Genomic DNA, 8357 nt, shown 5'->3' on the forward strand with positions numbered 1-8357 from the left:
AACACCTCCCTCAACGGCATGGGAGCCCTGTCCGTTGCGCATCCCGACCTCACACCGCCCCGTCACCCCACCAGTGGCCCCACTGAAAACGCTCAGTGGTCGTAGCGGGTTGGAAGTTGAGCCACGACCAGACCTTGCTCGCCAGCGATCACGGTGTTGGGGTGGCCGTGGAGCATTGCGCCTGTGACGACGGCTGAAACTGGCATGTGGATGACAACGGGTTCGCCGATGGGCTGGCCGCTAGTCAGATCCCAAAGTCGCACCTTGCCGTCCCTGCCGCCGGTGACGACGACGCGCCAACCGTCCACCACCGTGGCTGCCACCGTCTTCACCGCGCCCCTATGCCCAGTGAAGGGTTTCCCGACGGGCCGGCCGGTGGCTAGGTCCCAGACCCGCACCGTGCCGTTGTCGCTGCCGGTGACGGCAATGGGCCAGCCGTCCAGCACCGCCGTCGCCACCGACCACACCGTGCCGTCGTATCCGGTGAGGGGCTCGTAGACGAGCTGGCCGGTGGTCAAGTCCCAGACTCTCACCGTGCTGTCACTGCTGGCAGTAAGAGCGATGGGCCGGTTGTCCAGCACCGAAGTTGCCGCGGCCCACACCACATCGGTGTGGGCGGTGAGGGGTTCCCCGATGGGCTGGCCGCTGGCCAGGTCCCAGACCCGCACTATGCGGTCGTCGCCGCCGGTGACGGCGACGGGCCGGCCATTCAGCACCGTCGTCGCCACCGCCCTCACCGGGCCAGTGTGTCCAGTCAGGGGGTCCCCGACGGGCTGGCCGCTGGCCAGGTCCCAGAGCCGCACCGTGCAGTCGTATCGGCCGCCGCCGGTGACGGCGGCGGGCCGGCCATCCACGATCGTGGCCGCCACCGTCAACACACGGTTGGTTGGGCTGGTGAGGAGGTCGCCGATTGGCAGTCCGGTAATGAGGTCCCATACCTGCATCGTGCTATCACTACTGGCGCTGACAGCAACGGGGCGGTCGTCCAGCACGGCGCTCGCCACCGTCACCATGGTGACGCCGACGGGCCGGGCGTCCAGCACGGTGGTCGCCACCGCCCCCATCGGGCGAGTGCAGTGGGCAAGGGGCTTGTCAAACACGAAAGGAGGCAGGGCCCGGATGCGGACCGCGCCGTCAAGGCCGCCGGTGATGGCGATGGGCCGGCCATCCAATACCGCCGTCGCCACCGCCCCCACTGAGCCTCTGTGTCCGGTGAGGGGGTCGCCGATGGCCTGGCCGCTGGCCAGGTCCCAGACCCGCACCGTCTGGTCGTACATACCGCCGGCGGTGACGGCGATGGGCCGGCCATCCAATACCACGGTCGCCACCGCCCCCACTCTGTCGGTGTGTCCGGTGAGGGGCTCCCCAGCGAGGTGGCCGGTGGCCAGGTCCCAGACCCGCACCGTGCCGTCGTAGCCGCCGGTGACGGCGATGGGCCGGCCGTCCAACACCGCCGTCGCCACCGCCGTCACCGGGCCGGTGTGTCCGGTGAGGGGGTCGCCGATGGCCTGGCCGCTGGTCAGATCCCAGAGGCGCACCTCGCCGTCGAGGCCGCCGGTGACGGCGGCGGGTCGGCCGTCCAGCACCGCAGTCGCCACCGCCGTCACCGGGCCGGTGTGTCCGGTGAGGGGGTCGCCGATGGGTCGGCTGCTGCTCAGGTCCCAGACCCGAACCATGCCGTCCCCACCGTCGCCGGTGACGGCGATAGGTCTGCCGTCCAGCACCGTCGTCGCCACCGCCGTCACCGGGCCGGTGTGTCCGGTGAGGGGTTCCCCGATGGGTCGGCTGCTGCTCAGGTCCCAGACCCGCACCATGCGGTCGTAGCCGCCGGTGACGGCGGCGGATCGGCCGTCCAGCACCGCAGTCGCCACCGCCCAGACCCTGCCGGTGTGTCCGGTGAGGGGTTCCCCGATGGGTCGGCTGCTGCTCAGGTCCCAGACCCGCACCATGCGGTCGTAGCCGCCGGTGACGGCGATGGGCCGGCCCTCCAGCACCGCAGTCGCCACCGCCACAACAGCGTTCTCAAAAGGCATTCGCGTGTTGGTGTGGGTGCCGAGGGTTTCGGTGCCGAGGAGACCGGGGGTGGTCCAGTGGATGTGCCAGCCAGTGCGTGTGGTGCGCTCCGTCAGGGGGGTGCCGAGGGAGGCGGCGTGGAGTTCGAGCTGGACGGCGTTGTGGGCGGGATGGTTGAAGTCCCACTGGTGGGTGGCCCGGCGGAAGGCGTCCCACAACCCCGGGGCGGCGTCGACACGATCTCGGCCGGTGAGGGTGCGCAGGCGTACGCCGTCCAGGTGGGGCAGGAGGCGGGGGGTGAGGATCCGCCGGTCCAATACCCCGGCGGTGTGCGCGTGTTCGGCCAGATGCCGCCGAATGTAGGCGGGGACGTCGGGGCGGTCGTGGGTGAGAGCCTCTTCGGCCAAGGCCAGGAGCCGGGCTGTGATCCGGGCCTCGGTGGTGTGGTCCTCCGGCGTGTTCATGGTGTCGGGGCCGTGGGGGCGGGGTGCAGGAGGTCGTGCCAGTGGTCGCGCAGGGTCGTGTTGAGGGCGTCGTGGAAGAGGCGGTAGACGGTGGTGGCGTCGGCGATATCGGTGGTGAGGTAGCCGCTGAAGGGTGAGTGGAGGAGGTCGGCGATGTCTCGGTCGCCGTAGGTGCGGTCGGGGTCGTCGGCGACGGCGTCCGCGAAAGCGGGCCAGACGCGGCGCCAGGGGATGCCGCGGCCTCGGGCGAAGGCCAAGGCGCGCAGCAGGTGCACCGTCTGGAGACGCTGTTCGGGGTCGTTGTGGCAGTAGGTGTCGAGGTCTTGGCGCAGGACGCCGGTCACGCCCTCGTCGACGGCGTGGAGCCAGGATTGGTCGGTGGGAGAGACGTGTTCGGTGCGGTGGGCGAGGTTGGTGGCGGCGATACGGGTGATCAGGAAGCTGGTGCCGGCGCGTTCGGCCAGGGCTCCGGCCACCGCCCGGGCGGTCTCACCGGCGTCGGCGGTGTCGGGCTGCCGGTAGGGGCTGCCGGGTGTGGTGGTGAGGATGGCGGTGGCGTAGTCGGCCAGGTCCGTGGGTGTCCACCAGGGGTGTTGGTCGACGCTGATGCGGTGTGCATGCAGGGTGCGTTGGACGTGGTCGGCCAGGGGGACGCCGCGCTCGATGCGCGGGGCCGGAGATGTGGTGTCGTCGCCACCGGGTGAGCGCACGCCCACGATCAGGCGCAGCCGGGTGTATTCGGGGTCGAGCCGGGCCAGCTCGCCGGTGAGGATGGCCGCCGCGTGCGGTGTTTCGTCGAGGGCGTCAACGACGACGGTCATCCTGCCTGCGCCAGCGGTGAGCCAGTCCTGCCAGGCGGCCACCCGTTGCTCCAGTGTCGGCTGGGCATTCGTGGTGGGCGGCGGGGGCACGTGAAGGGCGGCGGCGATCTGGGCGATGACGTCGGAGGGGTTCTTCCCGGTGGCCAGAACCGCGACGTCCACCGCACCTTCGTCCGGGCACAGACCGGGTGGGATGTCACCGATCCGTGCCGCATATTCCTCGCGGAAGGCAGGGTCGCTGAGGGTGACTAGGCGGGCCAGGACGGCGGATTTGCCGCTGCCCGCGCTGCCAGTGACGACGGTCGCCCCCGGCTCCCCGATGGCGGCGGCGATCAGGTCCCGCATCAGCTGCTCGCGGCCGGTGAACAGCCAGCCGCCCGCTCCGGCCTGGGCGGCACCGCGGGACCGCGGTCCCCAGTGCGCTTCCACATCGGCCTGCGGAATCGCCAGGTCGCTGCGGGCAGTCTGAACGGTGGTGGAGCCCTGGGCTTTGTAGTGGGGGTTGGGCAGGCACGGGTGCGGCCCGGAGATCTGGCTGCCCTGGAGCGGGTCCAGTCGCTGCCCCGGCCGGAGATGGCCCCGTACCCCGTCAAGGAACACTTGTACGTCGAGGTACTCGATCCTCTCACCGGCGTATGACTCGCCCTCCCGCGAGCCGAGTTCGGTGAGGAATTTGGTGATCGCGCCAGAAAGGGCGCCCTCGACCGCCTCCTGGTCCCGGGTCGCGCTGGGAAGCACCAACCAGGTGGCGGGAATGTCCTTGTCGAACGCGGCGACCTCGGTGATCGTCTTTCCCGCGAAGCACTGGTCCAGCACGAGGAACAGGTGGAGGACCCTCGTCACCTTCAGCCACATGATCAAGTCCGCTGTACGCAGCGCCGTTGCCGGCAGCCGGTCACGTTCGCTGCTCTTCAGAACCGTCCAGTGCACTCCGTCACTGGTCGCGCCGTGGCCGGTCACAAACACCACCGCGGCGTCCTTCTCCCGCCACCGCGCGCGAGGTTCGGGGTTCTTCAGCGCGTCGATGATCGCACGCTCGGTCGGATCCGACGCCAGCTGCGGATGAGCGCGGGTGAAAACCCGTGCGTCCAGGCCCGGCGCGCACAGCCAGTCAGTGAGCACCCTGACCTCCGCGCCCACATCCAACGGTTCATAGTTCGGGTCGTCGTACTGGCCGGTCGCGATCGCCACGAAGTGGCGGCGCTGGATCTCAAACCCGCCCTCCCCGACCATCTCGCTCCGCCGCTCCGCCGCTCCGGTCACTGGCCGGCCAGCGGCAGCACCGCCAGCAGCGCGGCACCGGTCTGTTTCTTGCCCAGGTAGCGGCTGACCGCGTGCGCATCGCCTTGATTGTTGACCTTCTTGTCACTGATCTGCGGCCAGTACCGGGTCAGATCCCCGGCGAACGCCACCGGATCATGCGGATCACGCACGTTCACCCAAGCCCCCAGCCCCCCAGGAAGACCCTCCTCGTCACCCTTTACGCTCTTGCCCTTCTTGCCCTTGCCGTTCTTGCCGTAACGGGCATCGGGCATCAGTGCCCGCACGAATCTCGCGCCCAGCGGCGATCCGAGTGTCACCAGCAGATCCAGCCGGTGCTCCGGGTTGCGGCGGACGAACTCGAATGCCACCACCGACCCCAGCGAATGTCCCACCAGCACCCGCGTGTCAGCACCGACCGCAGCATCCACCACCTCATCGGCACGCGCCTTCAGCACCGGATCGCGCAGATAGCGCCGCACCTCGCGGAAAGACCCCGCGAACAGCAGCGCGGCCCCAGGCCCGAAACGCCAGTCCAGCGCGCGGAAACCCACCCGCAGGACCGCAGGGATCCGCGTGTAGCTCTTGGCCGCTTCCTGCTCCGCAGCCGTCAGCGCCTCATCCCCGGCTGTCTCGCTGGCAGCCTGCGCCAGTTCCGCTTCCTCCTCCGGCGTCAGCCCGGCCAGCAGACCCGTATCCTCGCCGCTCTTCCTGCCTTCCCCCTTGCGCGGAGTCGCGTCCAGGAACAGGCGCCCGTAGTAGGCGAGATCAAAGGAGAACGGCAGATCCGGCAAAGGCCTCTTCGCGGCAGCCTCTACTCCATCCAGCAGCGAAGGCTCCCACACCCCCACCAACTGCGCCCGCCCCAACTGCCGCTGTCCGATGCCGTGCACACCCACCACGACCGCCATCACACACCCCCAGTTCGCGTCCCTTGCCGCATCCCACCACAAACAACCGCACACTGACCGGCTAACGGCGTAGGTCGCCCTTTCAGCGGCTCCCGGATCTTGGTAGGCAGCCCGGGCATACGCCGCGCGGTTAGCCCCACCTATGACCACAGGGCCGCCTGATGAACTGCACGACCGACAACATCGCCCCAGCGGAGACACCATCACAGGCACGTTCAGCGAACCGGCAGTTGGGCGACTACTAGTCCCCGATCGCTGGCCATCACCATCAAAGGCGGAGAACCGTCCACTCGAACAGCAGCCAAAGCCTCCAACATCATGTGCACAACCAAAGGGCCGCCGATGGACCGGCCAGTGGCGAGGTCCCAGACCCTCACTGTGCCGACGTCGGCGCCGCTGGGGTCGTAGCTGCCGGTGACGGCGACGGGCCGACCGTTTAGTACCGCAGTCGCCACCGCCCACACCGCACCGTGGTGTCCGCTGAGGGGGTCGCCGATGGGCTGGCCGGTGGTCAGGTCCCAGACCCGCACCATGCCGTCGCCGCCGCCGGTGACAGCGACGGGCCGACCGTCCAGCACCGCAGTCGCCACTGCCAGCACCGACGCCTTGTGGCCGGTGAGAGGGTCGCCGATGGGCTGGCCGGTGGTCAGGTCCCAGACCCGCACCATGCCGTCGTCGTCGCCGCCGGTGATAGCGACGGGCCGACCGTCCAGCACCGCAGTCGCCACCGCCAGCCCCGCACCGTCGTGCCCGGTTAGGAGGCCGCCGATGGGCTGGCCGGTGGTCAGGTCCCAGACACGCACCATGCCGTCGCCGTCGCTGCCAGTGACAGCGACGGGCCGACCGTCCAGCACCGCAGTCGCCACCGCCAGCCCCGCACCGGTGTGCCCGGTTAGGAGGCCGCCGATGGGCTGGCCGGTGGTCAGGTCCCAGACCCGCACTGTGCCGTCGCTGCCGCCGGTGACAGCGACGGGCCGACCGTTCAACGGCATAGTCGCCACCGCCCACACCGCACCGTGGTGTCCGCTGAGGGGGGCGCCGATGGGCTGGCCGGTGGTCAGGTCCCAGACACGCACCATGCCGTCGTAGCCGCCGGTGACGGCGACGGGGCGGCCCTCCAACACTGCGGTCGCCACCGCCCCCACCACGTCTCCGTGTCCGGTAAGAGGGCCACCTACGGGCTGGCAGGTGGTCAGGTCCCAGACCCCCACCATGCCGTCGGCGCTGCTGGTAACGGCGACGGGCCGGCCGTCCAGCACCGCAGTCGCCACCGCCAGCACCGCACCGGTCTGCCTGGTGAGGATGCCGCCGATGGGCTGGTAGGTGGTCAGGTCCCAGACACGCACCATGCCGTCGGCGCTGCTGATAACGGCGACGGGCTGGCCGTCCAGCACCGCAGCCGCCACCGCCAGCACCGCGCTGTTGTGTCCGGTGAGGCTGCCGATGGGCTGGCAGGTGGCCAGGTCCCAGACCCCCACCATGCCTTCATCGGCGCCGCCGGTGACAGCGACGGGCCGACCGTCCAGCACCGCAGTCGCCACCACCAGCACCGCACCGGTGTGCCGGGTGAGGATGCCGCCGATGGGCTGGCCGGTGACTAGGTCCCAGACACGCACCATGCCTTCATCGCCGGCGCCGGTGACAGCGACGGGCCGACCGCCCAACACCGCAGTCGCCACCGCCCACACCGTGCCGTCGTGTCCGCTGAGGGGGTCGCCGATGGGCCGACCAGTGGTGAGGTCCCAGACCCGCACCGTGCCATCGCCGGCGCCGCCGCCGGTGACAGCGATGAGCCGGTCGTCCAGCACCGCAGTCGCCACCGACATCACCACACCGATGTGTCCGGCTAGGGGGGCGCCGATGGGCTGGCCGGTAATAAGGTCCCAGACACGCACCATGCCCTCGGCGCCGCCAGTGACTGCAACTGGTCGACCGCCCAGCGTGTTTGTCGCCACCGCCCCCACCGGACCGTCGTGGGTGCCGAGGGTTTCGGTGCCGAGGAGACCGGGGGTGGTCCAGTGGATGTGCCAGCCAGTGCGTGTGGTGCGCTCCGTCAGGGGGGTGCCGAGGGAGGCGGCGTGGAGTTCGAGCTGGACGGCGTTGTGGGCGGGATGGTTGAAGTCCCACTGGTGGGTGGCCCGGCGGAAGGCGTCCCACAACCCCGGGGCGGCGTCGACACGATCTCGGCCGGTGAGGGTGCGCAGGCGTACGCCGTCCAGGTGGGGCAGGAGGCGGGGGGTGAGGATCCGCCGGTCCAATACCCCGGCGGTGTGCGCGTGTTCGGCCAGATGCCGCCGAATGTAGGCGGGGACGTCGGGGCGGTCGTGGGTGAGAGCCTCTTCGGCCAAGGCCAGGAGCCGGGCTGTGATCCGGGCTTCCGTCGCCTCGTGTAGACCGGCTGGCGTGTCAAAGAGGGATGCGCCCGACGGCTCGGTCAGGGCCGTCCCCCAACCCCCGTCCATTGGCTGCAATTCCCCAGCCGCTGGCTCATCGTCCTGCTGTCGCACCCTCAGATCACCCCGGCCGTTTCATGCTCGTCCTCGCCCTCCACTGTAGGACCCGCGTGTTCACCGGGGCACAGAGTTCTCCGGGATGATCGGTAACCTGGTCGTTAATGTGTTCCGTGGTCTGATTGCCGTCACAACGGCATGTCGAGTGGATTCCTACAGGACCTCGATCAGCGAGCCTGGCCCCATGGTGCGATAGGTCTCCCCCGCGCGATTGGCGGGCGCACTGAGGCAGTCCGCTCGCGGCGAGGTACCTGGAGACCTGCGCTGCAAGTCGCGCTTTGAGTGAGCGTTTTCAGTGGGGCCACTGGTGGGGTGACGGGGCGGTGTGAGGTCGGGATGCGCAACGGACAGGGCTCCCATGCCGTTGAGGGAGGTGTT

General features: G+C 69.9%; 4 protein-coding genes. All 4 read right to left on the minus strand.

The genetic code is table 11. The features are described from left to right. Positions 1–92: 92 nt before the first annotated feature. On the minus strand, positions 93–2477 hold the full coding sequence (locus ACZ37P_RS38305) for a WD40 repeat domain-containing protein (RefSeq protein ID WP_467351121.1): 2385 nt from the start codon (positions 2475–2477) through the stop codon (positions 93–95). Then, positions 2474–4531, minus strand: a complete 2058-nt coding sequence (locus ACZ37P_RS38310) for a hypothetical protein (RefSeq protein ID WP_467351123.1) — start codon at positions 4529–4531, stop codon at positions 2474–2476. The genes ACZ37P_RS38305 and ACZ37P_RS38310 overlap by 4 nt, the downstream gene beginning before the upstream one ends. A 26-nt stretch (positions 4532–4557) precedes the next feature. Next, on the minus strand, positions 4558–5469 hold the full coding sequence (locus tag ACZ37P_RS38315; RefSeq protein ID WP_467351125.1) for an alpha/beta hydrolase family protein: 912 nt from the start codon (positions 5467–5469) through the stop codon (positions 4558–4560). A gap of 215 nt (positions 5470–5684) precedes the next feature. Further along, positions 5685–7817 carry a WD40 repeat domain-containing protein gene (locus ACZ37P_RS38320; RefSeq protein ID WP_467351126.1) on the minus strand — a complete coding sequence of 711 codons (2133 nt, stop codon included), beginning with the start codon at positions 7815–7817 and terminating at the stop codon, positions 5685–5687. Positions 7818–8357 lie beyond the last annotated feature (540 nt).

Source organism: Streptomyces sp. NPDC024632 (assembly GCF_055559175.1).